Annotated in this window: 1 protein-coding gene; it reads left to right on the plus strand. The window is 64.3% G+C overall.

Annotation, left to right across the window (positions count from 1 at the left end; translation table 11 throughout):
* Positions 1 to 87 precede the first annotated feature (87 nt).
* The gene (locus DN412_RS42785; protein WP_115216985.1) at positions 88 to 1,242 is read left to right on the plus strand and encodes an IS110 family RNA-guided transposase; all 1,155 of its coding nucleotides are present in this window, start codon (positions 88 to 90) and stop codon (positions 1,240 to 1,242) included.
* Positions 1,243 to 1,665: the final 423 nt, after the last annotated feature.

Raw genomic sequence — 1,665 nt, forward strand, 5'->3', positions numbered from 1 at the left:
CTAGATCCTATGTAACAGGTGGAGGTCGTCAACGAACTGATACGTAAAATCAGGGCGTGTCGAGTCCCCTGTTCAAAGGAGAGCATCATGCACACGGATCAGATGTTCACGACGGGTGGTGAGGAACCGGTGCTGGCAGTATCACTCGAGCTTGCTGCCGCGAAGTGGAAGGTCGCGCTGCACGACGGCCAGCGCGAGCAGCCAGCCGTCCACACGGTCGCGCAGCCGCAGGCCGCAGCCAGGCTGCGGGCCGTGCTGGACCTGATCGAACAGCGCAAGATGAAGTGGTCGCTGCCGGCTGGCGTAAGGATCGTCGTGAGCTACGAGGCCGGCCAGGACGCGTTCTGGATATGCCGCGCGTTGCAGGCGCGCGGCATCGAGTGCTACGTTGTCGATCCCGCCAGCATTCCGGTCGAGCGCCACCGGCGTCGCGCAAAGACCGACCGGCTCGATGCCATCAAGCTGGTGATCAACCTGCGCGCATGGCTGCGCGGCGAGCGTGACCGCATGCACGTGGTGCACGTGCCGTCGCCGCAGGACGAGGCATCGCGCCAGCTGATGCGCGATCGCGGGGAACTGCAGAAGGAAGTGCTGCAACATCGCGACCGCATGCGCAAACTGCTGGCCACGCTCGGCTGCTGGGATGAGGTTGACCACCGGGCCTTCGCCGGCCGGCTCGCGCGTGACGAGGTGCGGTGTTACGACGGCACACCGCTACCGCCTGAGTTGCGTGAGCGGCTGCTGCGCGAATGCGAACGGCTGGCGCTGGCGCAGCAGCAGCTCGCCGCCCTCGAGAAGACACGGCAGGCGAGCCTGCCGGCGCCTGCGCGCGAGCGAAGTAATGCCCTGGCGCGCCTGAAGGGCATTGGCGAAGTGGGCGCGTCGCGCCTCGCGCTCGAGCTGTTCTGGCGCGAGTTCAGCAACCGGCGCCAGGTCGGGGCCTGCGTAGGGCTGGTGCCGCAGCCCTACGACAGTGGCGAGAGCCAGGTCGACCAGGGCATCAGCAAACGGGGCAACCCGCGGGTACGGGCGCTCCTGGTCGAGATGGCGTGGACCTGGCTGCGCTACCAGCCCGCCAGTGCATTGACGCAGTGGTTCAACCAGCGCACGCAGGGGACGGGACCCAATCGCCGCGCGCGGCGCATCGCGATCGTCGCAGTGGCGCGGCGCCTCGTGATTGCGCTGTGGCGCTATCTGAAGGACGGCGTGATCCCCGAAGGCGCACACTTGAAGTCTGCGTAAGACCCGCGGCTTGGCAGGAAGGAGGTAAGGTTGGTCAGACACTAGCGTAGCAAGACAGGTCTGAAGTGAACATGCCCGTACGAACTCCAGGTTGCTGAGGGCAACCGCTTCTCTAGATGGGGCGTGTTCCTGGGTGAAGGATGTTGGCGCAACGCGCATAGTATGAGGCTGGCTCTTGGCCAGCGGATAGAAGGAGGTCGGACGTCAGCTCCGACGCGCGCGACGATCGGCTTCAGACCTAGCTGCGGAAGCGATGGATAGTGGACTGATCAATACTTCAGCACTGTTCATAAACGGCTTGACACAAAGGGTCTTCTCATAGAAGGAGTTCGTCGGAGTTGAGGTGAAGCGTGATTCAAAACATCAGGTCGTGACGGGGTTCGCCTCGGTTTGGGGGCTCATCGCAGGCGTGATACGCGATGA

Source organism: Cupriavidus lacunae, assembly GCF_003353055.1.
GTDB lineage: Bacteria > Pseudomonadota > Gammaproteobacteria > Burkholderiales > Burkholderiaceae > Cupriavidus > Cupriavidus lacunae.

Bases quoted from the DNA above. Each gene is read 5' to 3' on its own strand.
- DN412_RS42785 (WP_115216985.1), top strand. From the start codon at position 88: ATGCACACGGATCAGATGTTCACGACGGGTGGTGAGGAACCGGTGCTG.